Below are 14,558 nucleotides of genomic sequence, written 5' to 3' on the forward strand. Positions count from 1 at the left end.
GGCGGCTGCCGTCGGCGATTGCCTTGACCGCGTTGCTTCGCGAGTGTTGCCGGACGCGAATTAGGCGCCGAGCGCCGCGATGAACGGGTTGGCGAACAGCAGCAGCAGCGCGATGGCGACGCCGATGATCGGCACCGCGTCGAGCAGGCCGGCGACGATGAACATCTTGGTCTGCAGCATCGGGGTCAGCTCCGGCTGGCGGGCCGAGCCTTCCAGGAACTTGCCGCCGAGGATGGCGAAGCCGATGCCGGTGCCGAGGGCGCCGAGACCGATCAGGAGGCCAGCGGCGATGACCGTGAACTTCATCACTTCGGCGATAAGGGCTGCGTTTTCCATGGTGCTCTCCGTACGTGAAACTGTTGAATCAGTGGGTGGATGAATCGAAAGGGTGAAGCGAAATCTTTGCGGCGGAAATCAGTGGCTCTCGGCCGCCATGCTCAGGTAAACGACCGTGAGCATCATGAAGATGAAGGCCTGCAGCGTGATCACCAGAACGTGGAACGCGGTCCAGACGAAGCCGGCGATGAACTGCACGGGCGCCATGACGTAGGTCATTCCGGAGGACAGGGTCGCTCCGAGCGTCATCACGGCGATCAGGATGAAGATGAGCTCGCCGGCATACATGTTGCCGAACAGTCGCAGGCTCAGCGAAACCGGGCGCACGCCTTCTTCGATCAGGCGCAGCAGCAGGTTGACCGGCGCCAGCAGGATCTTCATCACCGTGCCTTCCGCGTGGAACGGCGCGGTGAAGGCTTCCTTGACGAACGTGGCCAGGCCCTTGTGCTTGATGCCGAAGAACTGGATCAGCAGGAACACGCCCAGCGCCATGCCCAGGGTGGTGTTGAGGTCGGCGGTCGGCACCGTGCGCAGGTAGGCGTGGTGCGGATCGTGGCCGGCGGCGGCGTAGACGTTGCTCCACACCCACGGCAGGAAGTCGACCGGCAGCATGTCCATGAAGTTCATCAGGAACACGAGCACGAAGATGGTGACGGCCAGCGGCGCGATCAGCTTGCTGCGGCCGTGGAAGGTCTCGCGCACCAGCCCGTCGACGAAGGTGACGACCATCTCCACGAAGGTCTGGAACTTGCCCGGCACGCCGGCGGTGGCCTTGCGCGCGGTACGGATGAAGAAGAACAGGAAGATCGAGGAAAGCAGGACGAAGAAGAAGATGCTGTCCAGGTTGAGCGTCATGAAATCGCTCTCGCCGACCTTCATCCGGGCGAACTGGAGGTGGTGCTGGATGTATTGGGTCTGTCCGCCTGCCGCGGCTTCTGCACTTTCAGCGCTCACGCTTGATCCTGCCTTCAAAATTCAAAGCCACGAGGTAGACCAGCAAGCTGGCCGCCAATCCGATCAGCGTGGGCAGCGGCGGCAAGCGCCACACCCCCAACGCGATCACAAATCCCGCCAACGCCACCGACCACTTGGTGACCTCGGCCAGCAACAGACGCGCAAATGCCACGCGTGCCGTCACGATGCCCTTGAGGGCGATCCGCGCGGCAAAGGCGCTTGCCAGCACCATTGCCGCTCCACCGGCCGCTGCGCCCAGCGCATGCCGCGGCCCCTGCGCAAGGAAGGCCAGCGCGATCAACGCTGCGCCGGCGGCCTGGACCGCCACCGCTCTGAGCGCCGATCGGCGGCCCGCGGCGATGGGATCGTGCACGCGCGGGACTCGTCGTAAGCGGGGGTCGGGCGAAAATGGCCCAGTGGAGCCGCAAAAGTATAGCAGGCCGGGATTTTCCCGGGCAACCGCGAAAAGGCGGGGGTCACGGGCGGGCGGGGAGGCCAGCGAGCCTTGTCCCGAGGCGCTTCCGCCAGGACGATCTGCCCTGCCCCGTTCACGGAACCTTTCCGGAATCACCGGGTCAGACCCGGCAAGGCCTGCTTCTTCCTCGTCGATCGTGCAGGCCTGCGAAGCCCTGGTTCCGAGGCCGGGGCTTCGTCTTTTCCGGCTTCCCGGATTTCCGCCCGCCCTAGCGCGCCGCTACGCCGCCGCAGGCTCCATGGCCCAGTCCGCCGCCGTCTCGGCGTGGATGCGCGCGGTATCGAACAGCGGGACCGGCGCATCGTCCGGGCCCACCAGCAGTCCGATCTCAGTGCAGCCCAGGATGATGCCCTGCGCCCCCTGCACCACGAGGGCGGCGATGGCCCCGCGGAAATACTCGCGCGACCCGGCCTCGATCACGCCGCGGCAGAGCTCGTCGTAGATCACGGCATGGATGCGCTCACGGGCTGCGGCGTCGGGCAGCAGCACCTCCAGGCCCGCCGCTTCCAGCCGCTCGCGGTAGAACGCCTGCTCCATGGTGAATCGCGTCCCCAACAGGCCGACCCGGGCCAGTCCGGCCGCGGTGATGCGCCCGGCGGTCGCGTCGGCGATGTGCAGCAGGGGTACCGCGGTTGCGGCCTCCACCTGCGATGCGACCGCGTGCATGGTGTTGGTGCAGATGACGATCGCGTCCGCGCCGGCGTGCTCTAGTCGACTGGCGGCCGCGGCCAGCAGCTCCCCTGCCTCGTGCCATTGGCCGCGGTGCTGCATCTGTTCGATCTCCGCGAAGTCCACGCTGTAGAGCAGGATCCTGGCCGAGTGCAGCCCGCCCAGCCGGTCGCGCACGCGTTCGTTGAGAATCCGGTAATAGGGAACCGTCGATTCCCAGCTCATCCCGCCCAGCAGACCCAACGTGCGCATGTTCGCCCTCCACCCGAAGACAAAGCTTAAGCAGAGGCGAAAGCGTGCGCCGGGCGCGCCGGCACGACGCAGCTTTGCCGCCGCGGCGTCGCCGGCTTACTTCTTCCTCGGGATGTACAGATCGGTGATCGTGCCGTCGTACACCTCGCTCGCCATGCCCACCGATTCGCTCAGCGTGGGATGCGGATGGATGGTGTGGCCGATGTCATGGACCTCGCAGCCCATCTCGATGGCCAACCCGACTTCGCTGATCAGGTCGCCCGCGTGCACGCCGACGATGCCGCCGCCGACGATGCGGTGCGTGGCTTCGTCGAAGATGAGCTTGGTGAAACCTTCCGTGCGGCCGATGCCGATCGCCCGTCCCGAGGCTGCCCACGGGAACTTGCCGACGCCGACCTTCAGCCCCTTGTCCTTGGCCTCGGTCTCGGTGACGCCGACCCAGGCGATCTCGGGATCGGTGTAGGCCACCGACGGGATCACCCGCGCCACCCATTCCTTCTTTTCGCCGAACGCGACCTCGGCGGCGAGCTTGCCCTCATGCGTCGCCTTGTGGGCCAGCATCGGGTTTCCGACGATGTCGCCGATGGCGAAGATGTGCGGCACGTTGGTGCGCATCTGGCGGTCGGCGGGCACGAAGCCGCGGTCGGTGACCTGCACGCCGGCCTTGGCCGCGTCGATCCTGCCGCCATTGGGGGCGCGGCCCACCGCGACCAGCACGCGGTCGAATACCTGCGTGTCGATCGACGACTTCGTGCCAACCTTGGCGCTCTCGAAGCTCACCTCGATGCCAGCCTTCTTCGCCGTAGTGCCCGCGGCCTTCGTGCCCAGGTGCACGGCGACGCCCTGCTTCTTCAGGCGGTCGGCCAGCGGCTTGACCAGGTCCGGATCGGCACCCGGCATCAGCTGGTCCATGAATTCCACGACCGTGACCTGCGAACCCAGTGCGCGGTAGACGGTGGCCATTTCCAGGCCGATGATGCCGCCGCCGACGACCAGCAGGGTCTTCGGGATATCGGCCAGCTCGAGTGCGTCGGTGGAGTCCATCACGCGCGGGTCGTCCCAGGGGAAGCCCGGCAGCTTCACTGCCTGCGACCCCGCGGCGATGATGCACTGCTCGAAGCGGACCAGTTGTGTGCCACCCTGCCCTTCGACTTCGATCTCGTTGGCCGACACGAAGCGGCCGACGCCGGTGAGCACGCGCACCTTGCGTTGCTTGGCCATGCCGGACAGACCCTTGGTCAGCTGGCCGACCACCTTGCCCTTGTACTCGCGCAGGGTGTCGAGGGCGATCTTCGGCGCGCCGAAGTCGATGCCGTAGTCCTTCGCGTGCGCCGCCTCGTCGACGACGGCGGCCGCGTGCAGCAGCGCCTTGGACGGAATGCAGCCCACGTTGAGGCAGACGCCGCCGAGCGAGGCATAGCGCTCGACCAGGACCGTGTCCATGCCCAGGTCGGCCGAGCGGAACGCGGCGGTATAGCCGCCGGGACCGGCGCCCAGCACCAGCATTCTGCATTCGACGTCGGCCTTGCGGCCGGTCGCGGGTGCGGCTTGCGGGCCGGTGACCTGGGAGGGCGTCGCTACGGGCGGCGGCGCGGCCTCCTTGCGGTCCTGCCCGGGCTTGGCGGGCGGCGGGGCGTCGGGGGCCTTCGCGGGAGCGGCCGTCTTCGCGGCGTCCGTTGTTGCCGCCTTTGCGACGGGCGCATCGTCCTCGCCCTGCGACTCCAGGATGGCAACCACACTGCCTTCGGACAGCTTGTCGCCGACCTTCACCTTCAGCTCGACGATCCGCCCGGCCGCGGAAGACGGGACTTCCATCGTCGCCTTGTCCGACTCCAGCGTGACCAGGCCCTGATCGCGTTTCACCGTGTCGCCCACGGCGACCAGCAGTTCGATCACCGGGACATCGTCGTAACCGCCGATATCGGGAACCTTGACTTCAATGGTGTTGGCCATGGACGGCATCCATACGTTGTGCAGGGTCGCCGGCAAAGGCCGGCGACACGAGGATCAGGGCGCGTTGGCGACCGAACCGGTATATGCCTCGCGCATGCGGCGCAGGCGGTTGAGCGACGCATCCAGTGCGCGCCAGCGGCGCTGGCGCTTCTCCGGTCCTTCGTCGGTGGCCTCGATCAGCAGGTCCATCTCGTCGCGCAGCAACTCTCCGACGTCGCAACCGGGCTCCAGGCCACTCACGCGCAGGTCGCCGGCAACGAACACCCAGGCATCGTCCTCGCTGAAGGGCGCGGAACTTTCCTGCGGCGCCGCGCCGGCCAGCAGTGCGCGCCATTCCTCGACCAGCCGCTTGGCGACCGTCGCCGGAATCGGCACGTCGCGCACCTCGGGCGCCTGCGTGGTGCGCAGCATCAGCTGCCCGTCCACCCACGCGCGCACGCGCTCGTCGGCCTCGGCGAAGCGCAGAGTCCAGTCGCCGCCGGCCGGGTCGGGCATCAGCCGCACCGCGCGTTCGGCGCCCACCTTGGGCAGCACGGTCACGCTGAGCGCCGCCGGCGTGGACCCTGCAAACAGTGTCTCCACCGCGGTGCCGTAGTTCTCGGTGGCCGGCGGCCAGCCGCGGCCCAGCGCAAGTCGGCAAGTGTCGTCATCGGCATGGGCCGCCGGCGCCAGCATCAGCAAGGCGCACAACGCAGCGGCCAGGCTGGCCTTCTGGCGCGCCATCACAGCAGCACCCGGCGCATGTCGCCCAGCAGTTGCGCGAGGTACGCGGTGAAGCGGGCGGCCGCCGCGCCGTCGATGACGCGGTGGTCGTAGCTCAGCGAGAGCGGCAGCACCAGCCTGGGGCTGAACGCTTCGCCGTTCCACACCGGCTTCATCGCCGACTTGGACACGCCCAGGATGGCGACCTCCGGGGCGTTGACGATCGGCGTGAAACTAGTCCCGCCGATTCCACCCAGCGAGCTGATCGAGAAACAGCCACCCTGCATGTCGGCCGGGCCCAGCTTGCCGTCACGGGCCTTCTTCGCGAGCTCGGAGGTTTCCTGTGCGATCTGCAGCACGCCCTTCTTGTCCACGTCGCGCACCACCGGCACCACCAGCCCATTGGGCGTGTCGGCGGCGAAGCCCACGTGGAAGTATTTCTTGAGGGTCAGGTTCTCGCCGCTGGCGTCGAGCGAGGCATTGAAGGTCGGATACTTGCGCAGTGCCGCAACGCAGGCCTTCATCAGGAACGCGAGCATGGTCAGCTTGATGCCGGCCTTTTCGTTCTCGCGGTTGAGCTCGACGCGCAACGCTTCCAGGTCGGTGATGTCGGCGTCGTCATGCTGGGTGACGTGCGGGATCATCGCCCAGTTGCGGGCGAGGTTGGCGCCGGAAATCTTCTGGATGCGGGTCAGCTCGCGCGTCTCCACTTCGCCAAACTTGGCAAAGTCGATCTTCGGCCAGGGCAGCAGATTGAGGCCGCCGCCGGCGGACGGCGCGGCGCCGGTCGCGGCAGCGCCACCTTCCATGACCGACTTCACGAAGCGCGAGACATCGTCCTTGCTGATGCGGCCGTTGCGTTCGCTGCCGGTCACGCGGGCCAGGTCCACACCCAGTTCGCGTGCGAACAGGCGCACCGCCGGACTGGCGTAGGGAACCTTGTCCGGCATCAGCTCGTCGGCCGTGAAGGCCACCGGCGGCGTGCGCGGTGGCGAGGCCTCGGGGTCGAGGCCGGGACGGCCGTCGATGGCGGCCGGTGCCGCGGCTTCGATGGAGCGCTGCGCAATCTTGTCGGCCTGCGGCGCCACGGCCACCGGCTCGACACGGGCGCCGGTTTCAGCCGTTGCCGCGGGTGCCTGCGCAGCGGCCGGGGGCGGCGACGGCGGCGCTGCAGCGGCCTTGTCAGCCGCAGCGGGCGCCGCGGCGTCGGCGGCCTCGATCAGCGCCACCACGCTGCCTTCGGCGAGGCTGTCGCCGATCTTGACCTTGATCTCGCGCACCACGCCGGCAAACGGCGCGGGGACTTCCATCGTGGCCTTGTCCGATTCCAGCGTGACGAGCCCCTGGTCCTGCTTGACCTGGTCGCCCACGGCCACCAGCACCTCGATCACGGGCACGCCATCGTAATTGCCGATGTCGGGGACGCGTGCTTCCTTCAGCTCAGCCATGTGAGGCTCCGCAATGCGCGAAAGACCCTATTGTGGCGGCTGGGAGCAGGCGCGCCAACCGGCGCGACGCTACCGCGGTCGCGGTTCGGGCGAATCGGTGCCGGCGCGCGGGGTGTCTTCGCGGTGTGGTGTCGCGGGCCGCTCGACCACGCGCGCCTCCAGGAGGTCGAGCTTCCGGCCCTGGTGGCGATATTCCAGATCGTCATCAATGCGGTCCAGCGCCCGCATCCGCCGGCACAGATCCTGCGCACGCACCTTCAGCGCCCGTGCTCGTGGCTGGATCGCGTCCTCGATGCGGGCGTCGAGGTTCTCCAGGCGGCGCAGCCGCTGCGTGTCGCCACCGAAGGCCGCAGCCAGCGCGCCACCGACGATGTCGCCCAACAGGGTGGGCAGTACATCCCTGACCGCCTCGCCGATGCCCCGCCCCAGGGCCTCGTCGTCGAAACGGTTGGCGCTCACCGAGCGCGACAGGCGCGCGTCCAGCTCGCGCCGCGCCTGGTCCAGCGTGGCCCGGGTCGACCGGGGATCGCTGCTGAAGCCGGTCGCCACCTCGCCCAGAGCCGCGAACGCGATGTCCACCGCTTCGGCGCCGATCGCCTGGGCCAGCGGCATGGTTGCGCGCATGTCGCGTTCGAAACGGCTGATCCGCTCGCGGTCGGCGGCGCCCAGTTGCACCCATTCGTCATCGACGAACAGCCTTCCCTGTCGCATCACCAGCGCGCGGGGCGTGCCGGACGCGCGCGTGAGGATGAGGCTGCGCTGGTTGAGCGTGAGGTCGTAGTCGCTGTCGATGTCGCAATGAAGGTCGACCTCTGCAGCGCCGGCGAGCGCTGCGGGCGCGAGCACCAGCAGGCCGAGCAGCGCGACGCAAGGCCATCGAGACCAAGATAGCGGAAGCTTGAAAGACGTTTTCCCGGGTGTTCGCGCAGACCATTGTGCGCCGCACCTGGACGGCCGTCAGCGGCCCGCGACGAGGCGGATGCGCACTCTTCCGCGTTCGGGCGCCGGAGGCCGTCCGGGGGTGGAGGTGGCGGTCGTCACCCCCTGGATTCAGGCTCCGGGAGGCTGGCGTGAACGGGATCTTCACGGAATCTTTCCCTTTGCCCGCTAGCCTGCGGCGTCCAGGACACTGTGGAGGCGCCGATGACCACCAAGCTCGACAAGCCGATCCGACGCGAGATCGAGATCAACGAAAAAGCCTACACGCTCACCATCGACGGCGACGGCCTGAAGCTGGTCGAGAAGGGCCGGCGCAATGGCCAGGAGCTCCGCTGGCGGGACTTCGTCGGCGGTGACGCCGCCCTGAGCGCGGCCCTCAACGCCAGCACGAGCGCCAGCGCCAGCGGCTGATCGGCGCGGGATCGGGACGGATGCCCGAAGGGCCCTCGATCGTCCTCCTGCGCGAAGCCGCCGCCCGCTTCGCCCGGCGCAAAGTCCGCGAGGTCTCGGGCAACAGCCGCCTGGACCTCGCGCGCATGCGCGGTCGCACGCTGCGGGAAGTGCGCAGTTGGGGCAAGCATTTCCTGTTGTGCTTCGACGGCTTCACCCTGCGCGTCCACTTCATGCTGTTCGGCAGCTGGCGCATCGATGAGCGGCGCGAGGCGGCGCCGCGGCTGAGCCTGGCCTTCGCCAACGGCGAGCTGAATTTCTACGCCTGTTCGCTGCGCTATGTCGAAGGCGATCTGGACGCCGTCTACGACTGGAGCGCCGACGTCATGTCGCCGCAGTGGGATGCGGCGGCGGCACGGCGAAAGCTGCTGACGCGGCGCGACGCGCTGGCCTGCGACATCCTGCTCGACCAGGAGGTGTTCGCCGGCTGCGGCAACATCATCAAGAACGAAGTCCTCCATCGCATCCGGGTGCATCCACTGAGCACGGTGGGCGCGCTGTCGTCGCGCAAGCGGGGCGAGCTGGTGACCCAGGCGCGCGATTACAGTTTCGACTTCTACCGCTGGAAGAAGGATTTCGTGCTGAAGAAGCACTACCAGGTGCACACGAAGACCCACTGCCCCCGCGACGGCAGCCGGCTGGCCTTCAGGGCGAAACTGGGACGCGCCCAGCGGCGGGCGTTCTGGTGCGATCTGTGCCAGAAGCGCTACGAGTGAACGCCCTGTCAGGGATGCTCGGCCTCGGTGTGCACGCGCTCGCGGCGCAGCAGGTACAGGCCGCTGGCCACGATGATCGCAGCGCCCAGCCAGGTGACCGAATCGGGCAGCACGCCCCACAGCGTGGCATCGAGCATCACGCCCCAGACAAGCGCGGTGTACTCCAGCGGCGCGATGAGCGAGGCCTCCCCGAGCCGGAAGGCTTCCGTGATGGTGTACTGGCCCAGCGCGCCGGCCACGCCGATGCCGGCGATCAGCCAGGCGTCCTGCGCGCGCAGTGCGACCCAGTCGGGCGCGGCCAACGCGCCTGCGCCGGCCGCCATGAACACCAGCAGCCACACCATCAGCGCCTGCGTGCTGTCGGTGCGCAGGATGATGCGCACGGTGATGGCCGACACCGAATAGCCGAACGCGGCCACCACCACGGCCAGCCCGGCCAGGCTCATCATGCCTTCGCCGGTGGGCCGCAGCACGACGATCACGCCAACCAGCCCGATCGCGATGGCGGTCCATCGTCTCGGGCCCACGTGCTCGCCCAGGAACGGCACCGACAGCGCGGTGATCATCAGCGGCGCCACGAAGAAGATCGCGTAAGCCGTCGACAGTGGCAGCGTGCGCAGCGCGTAGACGAAGCCGGCCATCATCGCGATGCCCAGCACGCCGCGCATGATGTGCAGGGACCAGCGCACGCGCAGCAGCGGCCGCAGGCCTCCCGTCCACAGCGCCCAGGCCAGCACGAGCGGCAGCGAGGACGCGCCGCGCAGCGTGGCCACCTGGAACGGTGGGTAGTGCGCGCTGAGCAGCTTCAGGCCGGCGTCCATCAGGCAGAACAGCAGCACTGCGGCCAGCATGAACATCGCCCCGCGCAGCGGCTGTTGTCCGATCGGCCTGGGAGGGACGGACCTGTCGTTCATTGCTTCGCTTCCTGGTGGCTGCATCGCTCGCTCCTGCCCGAAGCAGCACACCCTGCCCGGGAGCCCACGTGCTGGCAAGCCCACGCGGCCCTCTGGCAGGACCTAGCGACCGAACAGGCGCCGGCGCATGCCCCAGTTGTAGGCGAGGTAATAGCCCAGCAACGCGCCGCCGACGGCGAGCAGGCTGCCTTGCTGGCTGAGCCAGCTCGCATGGGCCTCCACGCGCCAGGCCTGCCAGGCCCGGAACAGCCCCACCCCGATGCGCACGGCGATCACCACGGTCACGCCCAGCACCAGCCAGCGGTTGGGCGTGTAGTAATCCACGGGCGGCCCACGCTCGACGCGGGTCAACGCGACACCGGCCAGGCCCACCAGAAGCCCCGCCACCCAGCCGCACGCGGCCCACGGCACTGCCATCGCCACCCAGTGGCCGGCCAGCCAGGCGCTGAAGAAAAAGACCGCCGTGGAGACGAGCAGCAGCGCGCCATTGAGCCCCATCGCCCAGCGCACTGCGCGCCGTCGTGCGCGTCCGGTGCGGTAGCGCTGCACCAGCGCGACCGGCAGCAGCAGGGCCCATAGCGCCGCGAGCAGCAGGACGAGCAGCGGCAGCAGGAGCAGCACGGGCATGGGGTCGGATCCGCGAGTGGATGGCCCGGCACCACGGCGCGATCGAAGCGCAGGCACCGACAGCGCGGTGGTGCCCGGCTGCAACGCAGTCTAGCTGCCGGATGGCTTCGGCAGCCTCACGTGATCAGCGTGGCGAAGCCATCGCGGCATCGGGATGCCATTTTCGGGATCGCATGGCGGCAATTCCGCGGGATGCCTCCCTGGACGTCACCGCGTACATGTGGGCTTTCGCCCGGACGACACATCACAGCCGGGTCGTCAGGTTCACTCCGACGCCCCATTGCGGGCTGCCGTCGCTGAGACCGGCGGTGCCGTACAGCTGCACCTTGCTCGCATCGCCTGCCGGCATGGTGAAGAAGCCGGTGATCTCGCTGCGGTCATCGGAGTCGTCGGAAGCGGCCTGGCGCCAGTCGTACATCACGCCGTAGCTGCTGTTGCCCGCCGGGCGGCTCACGCCGAGGTTGGTGGCGAACACGCTGTCGACGTCGATGAAGTCCGAATCGCCCAGCACGTTGTAGCTGACGCCGCCAAACAGCGTGCTGCCACCCACCGTGCCGAAGACGTCCACGGCCGCACCGTAATCGTTCGCGCCCGTGCCCAGCCCCTTGTCTTCGTCGGCAGTGGCCAGCTTGACGTTGCCGGTCAGGTCCACGCCCCAGTTGCCCTGGGTCGGGATGGCATAGGTGGCCGACAGCCGCAGGTCACCGATGCCGGAGGTGACACCGGTCGTGGGCGCCGTCGGATCGGGGTTCGGATTCGGGTTGTTGCCATTGCCGTTGCCGCGGCCGCGGCCGTTCGGGTTGCTGTTGTTGACGGTGCCCAGGCCAGGCACGACGTTCGCATCGCCGTCCACCCGCATCCAGGGCAGGCTGCCCTTGAACGTCCAGTCACCCGACTCGTACTTGGCGGAGACGGGGATGGAGAGGATCCGGGTCGTGGTGTCGCTGCCGTAGTCGCCGGAACTGTAGTCCGCGCCGACGCCGAGGCTGAAACCATCTTCGGCCTGCGCGGCGCCCGCGACGGCAAGTGCGCACAGGCATGCTGCAAAACGCTTCATCGAATATTCCTGCTGGAGGGAACGCAAAGCGGGCACCGGTCAAGGTGCCCGCGTGCACAACGCTGGCTGGGCGATCAGGGACGGCCGTGGCGTTCGGGCTTGGCCGGGCGTTCCGGACGCTCCGGACGGCTGGGCCGCTCGACCTTCTGCGGACGATCGACCTTGGCCACGCGGTCAGGCTTGGACGCGCGGTCGGCCTTGCCCGTCGGACGCTCGACCTTGTGCCCCTTCGCGTCGGCCTTCGCGACGACACCATGGCCACCCCGCCCGCTCTTCGTCGCCACCTGGGTTCCGCCCTGCGCGGAGGCGCCGGCACTGCCCTTGCCCTTGATTTCGCCCAGGCTCTTGAAGCCCAGCTCCTTGGCGATCTGGCCCCAGCCCATGCCGTCGGCGCGCATGTCGAGCAGGCCGCCGCCGTAGGTCGTGGTGGTGGTGGTCGTGCCATCGGGATTGGTGACGGTCGTGGTGACCGCCTCGCCCAGCAGGGCCTCTTCCATCGACAGCGCGCTGCCGTTTTCGACCATCGCCTCGGCCAGGCCCAGCGAATGATCCACCTCGCCCCAGCCCATCGGACCATTGGGATTGGGGACGAGGGATTCGATGGCCACCGTCTCCATCACCGGCGTGCCGTCGGGGTTGGTCGCCGGCGTGCCATCGGGATTGGTGACCTGGCGCGTCACCGTGGTGGTCACGGTGAAGTCGCCGCCGGTGCGCAGGGCAGTCACCGCCTCGCCGGCGGCAATTTCGTCGCCCTCGAACAGCGTGTCGGCGTACTCGTCGACCAGGCGGTCGCGCGGCACGCCTCCGTCTTCCACGGTATCGGGCGGCGCGTCCTGCGCCAGCGCCGGAGCACCGATGAGGAGCAGGGCGGCGCTCAGCGCCATGAACAGGTGGGTCTTGTTTGCGGCCATGAATCTCTCTCCCTCGACGTTCGCCGCCAATGCGGCTGCCCCTGGATCCTAGGAGGGTGACGCAATGCGGCAGGTGCTATTCAGGTTCGGCATTCAGGCGCGATTTCGGGAAGTCGCTGGAGCCCGTGACCTGCGCCTCAATTCGGCGACACAGGCATCCAGATCCCCCGCGGGGCCGGCGGTCCGGTATTGGGCGAGAACTGTGATGCCGCCCACGGGCTTGCGCCGTGGCCCACCTCCCGCGACTTGCGCTACCCTCGCGGCCCCGCCCGCAGGCCCATGCCCATGCCCTCCTTCGACATCGTTTCGGAAGTCAACCTCCACGAACTCACCAACGCGATCGACCAGGCCAACCGTGAACTGGCCACGCGTTTCGACTTCAAGGGCGTGGAGGCCGAATTCGTACTGGACGACAAGGTGGTCACCCAGTCGGCGCCCAGCGACTTCCAGCTCAAGCAGATGACCGACATCCTGCGCGCGCGGCTGATCGCACGCAGCATCGACGCACGCTGCCTGGAATTCGGCGACGTGGAGACCAACCTGGCCGGCGCGCGCCAGAAGGTAACGGTCAAGCAGGGCATCGAGCGCGAACTGGCGAAGAAGATCCAGGGCACGCTCAAGGACGCCAAACTGAAGGTCGACAGCCAGATCAACGGCGACAAGCTGCGCGTCAACGGCAAGAAGCGCGACGACCTGCAGGCCGCGATGGCGCTGCTGCGCGGCGTGGAGTTCGAACAGCCGCTGCAGTTCGACAATTTCCGTGACTGACGCCGCGTCGCCCGCGTGAGCGGTCCGCGCCAGCAGGCATCCGGGCCGGGGCCCGGATGCGATCCGATCGCCGACACCCGCCGCTGGCTCGAGCGCGCGGTCATTGGCCTGAACCTGTGCCCGTTCGCCAAGGCGGTGTACGTGCGCGACCAGGTGCGTTTCGTGCTCAGCACGGCGCGGACCGCCGGAGCGCTACGCGAGGACCTGGTGCATGAGCTGGAGGCACTGGCGAGCGCCGACCCCGCCCTCACCGACACCACGCTGATCGTGCATCCGCATGTGCTGCAGTCGTTCGACGACTACAACGATTTTCTCGACGTGGCCGACGCCGCCATCGCGCAATGCGGGCTGGAGGGCGAGTTGCAGGTGGCCAGCTTCCATCCGGACTACCGCTTCGCTGGCACAGCGCCCGACGACATCGACAACTGCACCAACCGTTCGCCCTGGCCCATGTTGCACCTGCTGAGGGAGCGCAGCGTCGCACGGGCGGTGGAGGCGTTTCCCGATCCCGACGCGATCGTCTCGCGCAACCTGGCCACGCTGCGCCGGCTTGGCCACGCCGGCTGGCGGGCGCTGCTGGACGACGAGCGCGCGCCGGACTGATTGCCGCTCAGCCGCCTGCGAACAACCGGGTGCGGTCGGCGTCGTCCAGCATTCGCCATTGCCCGGCCGGCAGGTCCGCAAGGTCGAGTCCGCCGATGCGCGGGCGATGCAGCGCCTCCACGTGGTTGCCCACCGCGGCGAACATGCGCCGCACCTGGTGGTAACGCCCCTCGGTGAGCGTCAACCGCGCGTGGCGCGGGCCCAGCACCTGCATCTGCGCCGGCGCCAGTGGCGTGGTCTCCGCTTCCAGCAGCAGGGTGCCGCTGGCGAACACACCGGCTTCGTCACCGCGCAGGTCCTGTGCCAGCGTGGCCTCGTAGACCTTGGCCAGCTGCGCCTTCGGCGAGACGATCCGGTGCAGCAGCAGGCCGTCGTCGGTCATCAGCAGCATGCCGCTGGTATCGCGATCCAGCCGACCAACGGTCGACAGCAGCGGTGAACGCAGTCGGTAGCGGGGCGGCAGCAGGTCATACACCACCCGTCCGGGATCCTTGGTGGAACACGTGTAGCCGACCGGCTTGTGGAGCATCAGCAACAGGCCCGCCGGCGGATCCAGCGGTTCGCCATCGATGCGGATGCGCGTGGAATCGATCTGGTCGTCGGCGTAGAGCACCTCGCCGTCGGCGTCGGTGATGCGGCCTTCGCGGAACATCCACTGGACGTCCTTGCGGCTGCCGTAGCCAAGGTTGGCGATGAGCTTGACGAGTTTCATGGGGTCTGGGTCCGCGACGGTTCCGGGTGGCGGGCGGTTGTGGCCAGCGACGTGGGTCGCTCGGGGGGCGGG

General features: G+C 68.5%; 17 protein-coding genes. 4 read left to right on the top strand and 13 right to left on the bottom strand.

Features of this window, described 5'->3' with window-relative positions; genetic code table 11:
• Positions 1 to 60: 60 nt before the first annotated feature.
• The 8 genes from atpE to I8J32_RS02580 all read right to left on the bottom strand — a co-directional run bounded on the left by atpE (position 61) and on the right by I8J32_RS02580 (position 7,635).
• The gene (atpE, locus tag I8J32_RS02545) at positions 61 to 336 is read right to left on the bottom strand and encodes a F0F1 ATP synthase subunit C (protein ID WP_407060982.1); all 276 of its coding nucleotides are present in this window, start codon (positions 334 to 336) and stop codon (positions 61 to 63) included.
• Positions 337 to 414: 78 nt separating this feature from the next.
• Positions 415 to 1,290 carry a F0F1 ATP synthase subunit A gene (gene atpB, locus I8J32_RS02550; protein ID WP_200615390.1) on the bottom strand — a complete coding sequence of 292 codons (876 nt, stop codon included), beginning with the start codon at positions 1,288 to 1,290 and terminating at the stop codon, positions 415 to 417.
• Complete coding sequence (locus I8J32_RS02555; RefSeq protein ID WP_200615389.1) at positions 1,280 to 1,663, bottom strand: ATP synthase subunit I; 384 nt, start codon at positions 1,661 to 1,663, stop codon at positions 1,280 to 1,282. The genes atpB and I8J32_RS02555 overlap by 11 nt, the downstream gene beginning before the upstream one ends.
• A gap of 321 nt (positions 1,664 to 1,984) precedes the next feature.
• Positions 1,985 to 2,686, bottom strand: coding sequence for an aspartate/glutamate racemase family protein (locus I8J32_RS02560; protein WP_200615388.1), 702 nt, complete (start codon positions 2,684 to 2,686; stop codon positions 1,985 to 1,987).
• A 96-nt stretch (positions 2,687 to 2,782) separates the two neighbouring features.
• Positions 2,783 to 4,639 carry a dihydrolipoyl dehydrogenase gene (gene lpdA / locus I8J32_RS02565; RefSeq protein ID WP_200615386.1) on the bottom strand — a complete coding sequence of 619 codons (1,857 nt, stop codon included), beginning with the start codon at positions 4,637 to 4,639 and terminating at the stop codon, positions 2,783 to 2,785.
• 54 nt (positions 4,640 to 4,693) lie between these two features.
• Entirely contained in the window at positions 4,694 to 5,362 is a 669-nt protein-coding gene (locus I8J32_RS02570) for a hypothetical protein (protein ID WP_200615385.1), read from the bottom strand.
• A complete protein-coding gene (locus I8J32_RS02575; RefSeq protein WP_200615383.1) occupies positions 5,362 to 6,789 on the bottom strand; it encodes a dihydrolipoyllysine-residue acetyltransferase in 1,428 nt (475 codons plus the stop codon). The genes I8J32_RS02570 and I8J32_RS02575 overlap by 1 nt, the downstream gene beginning before the upstream one ends.
• A gap of 69 nt (positions 6,790 to 6,858) precedes the next feature.
• Complete coding sequence (locus I8J32_RS02580; protein ID WP_245156397.1) at positions 6,859 to 7,635, bottom strand: DUF2884 family protein; 777 nt, start codon at positions 7,633 to 7,635, stop codon at positions 6,859 to 6,861.
• A gap of 297 nt (positions 7,636 to 7,932) precedes the next feature.
• Here I8J32_RS02580 and I8J32_RS02585 point away from each other — a divergent pair, with 297 nt between their 5' ends.
• Positions 7,933 to 8,139 (top strand): hypothetical protein, encoded by a 207-nt coding sequence (locus I8J32_RS02585; protein WP_200615382.1) that lies wholly within the window; start codon positions 7,933 to 7,935, stop codon positions 8,137 to 8,139.
• Positions 8,140 to 8,159: 20 nt separating this feature from the next.
• Positions 8,160 to 8,894, top strand: coding sequence for a DNA-formamidopyrimidine glycosylase family protein (locus tag I8J32_RS02590; RefSeq protein WP_200615381.1), 735 nt, complete (start codon positions 8,160 to 8,162; stop codon positions 8,892 to 8,894).
• An 8-nt stretch (positions 8,895 to 8,902) separates the two neighbouring features.
• On the opposite strand, the gene I8J32_RS02595 is transcribed toward I8J32_RS02590, so the two are convergent.
• From I8J32_RS02595 to I8J32_RS02610, 4 genes are all read right to left on the bottom strand, one after another.
• On the bottom strand, positions 8,903 to 9,745 hold the full coding sequence (locus tag I8J32_RS02595; RefSeq protein ID WP_200615592.1) for a DMT family transporter: 843 nt from the start codon (positions 9,743 to 9,745) through the stop codon (positions 8,903 to 8,905).
• A 165-nt stretch (positions 9,746 to 9,910) separates the two neighbouring features.
• Positions 9,911 to 10,435, bottom strand: a complete 525-nt coding sequence (locus tag I8J32_RS02600) for a DUF1453 domain-containing protein (RefSeq protein WP_200615380.1) — start codon at positions 10,433 to 10,435, stop codon at positions 9,911 to 9,913.
• Between the two features lie 244 nt (positions 10,436 to 10,679).
• Positions 10,680 to 11,492, bottom strand: coding sequence for a transporter (locus I8J32_RS02605; protein WP_200615379.1), 813 nt, complete (start codon positions 11,490 to 11,492; stop codon positions 10,680 to 10,682).
• Between the two features lie 74 nt (positions 11,493 to 11,566).
• Positions 11,567 to 12,403: a hypothetical protein gene (locus tag I8J32_RS02610; protein WP_200615378.1), complete on the bottom strand. Its 837-nt coding sequence runs from the start codon at positions 12,401 to 12,403 to the stop codon at positions 11,567 to 11,569.
• Between the two features lie 285 nt (positions 12,404 to 12,688).
• On the opposite strand from I8J32_RS02610, the gene I8J32_RS02615 reads away from it, so the two are divergent.
• Together I8J32_RS02615 and I8J32_RS02620 are read left to right on the top strand one after the other, a co-directional pair.
• Positions 12,689 to 13,171, top strand: a complete 483-nt coding sequence (locus I8J32_RS02615; protein ID WP_200615591.1) for a YajQ family cyclic di-GMP-binding protein — start codon at positions 12,689 to 12,691, stop codon at positions 13,169 to 13,171.
• Between the two features lie 15 nt (positions 13,172 to 13,186).
• Positions 13,187 to 13,774 carry a DUF1415 domain-containing protein gene (locus I8J32_RS02620; protein ID WP_200615377.1) on the top strand — a complete coding sequence of 196 codons (588 nt, stop codon included), beginning with the start codon at positions 13,187 to 13,189 and terminating at the stop codon, positions 13,772 to 13,774.
• Between the two features lie 7 nt (positions 13,775 to 13,781).
• Here the strand turns inward: I8J32_RS02620 and I8J32_RS02625 are convergent, their stop codons facing one another.
• Complete coding sequence (locus I8J32_RS02625) at positions 13,782 to 14,486, bottom strand: pseudouridine synthase (protein WP_200615376.1); 705 nt, start codon at positions 14,484 to 14,486, stop codon at positions 13,782 to 13,784.
• Between the last annotated feature and the right edge of the window lie 72 nt (positions 14,487 to 14,558).

This window comes from Lysobacter solisilvae (genome assembly GCF_016613535.2).
GTDB lineage: Bacteria > Pseudomonadota > Gammaproteobacteria > Xanthomonadales > Xanthomonadaceae > Agrilutibacter > Agrilutibacter solisilvae.